The following is a 577-nucleotide window of genomic DNA, read 5'->3' on the forward strand; positions in this document are numbered from 1 at the left end:
AGCAGTTATTGCGGATGCGATCACCAAATTCCCAGAAGAGTTTACTCAACAAGAGAAAGACCTGGCGCTGAAAGCCGCGATCGACTCTTCGACTTACGACAACTACCCTGCACTGCAAGCCGATTGGGATCAGGGCGTATTGGATCGCACTTTAACCAAGCACATCGACTACATTGAGAAAAACGGCTTCACGCCAGCTATCCAACGTGTCGATGGTGAGCCAGTATTTGAAGACTACACGGTTGAGTCTGTTTCTTACGGTCTGGAAAACGCATTCTACGATTGGGCTATCGCACAAATCGCCAAAGCAGCCGGTGATACTCAAGCGGAAGAGCAATACCTTGAACGCTCGAAAGGCTACAAAAAGTACTTCGATTACAACCCAACGGAATACGCAGAGCATGGTGTGACGGGCTTTATGCGCCCAGTGATGATTGATGAAACCTTCATGACGCCATTCGACCCATACGGCACAGAACACGAGACAGGCAACTACACCGAAGGTAACGCGTGTCAATGGACGTGGTTTGTACCGCATGACGTCGCCGGCTTAAAAGCCATCATGGGTGGCGATGCT

At 50.1% G+C, this 577-nt stretch carries 1 protein-coding gene; it reads left to right on the forward strand.

Annotation, left to right across the window (positions count from 1 at the left end; genetic code table 11):
• The coding region (locus R7Z50_RS29520) for a glycoside hydrolase domain-containing protein (RefSeq protein WP_318150015.1) at positions 1–577 on the forward strand (577 nt) is incomplete at both ends.

This window comes from Vibrio sp. 1249-1 (genome assembly GCF_033340495.1).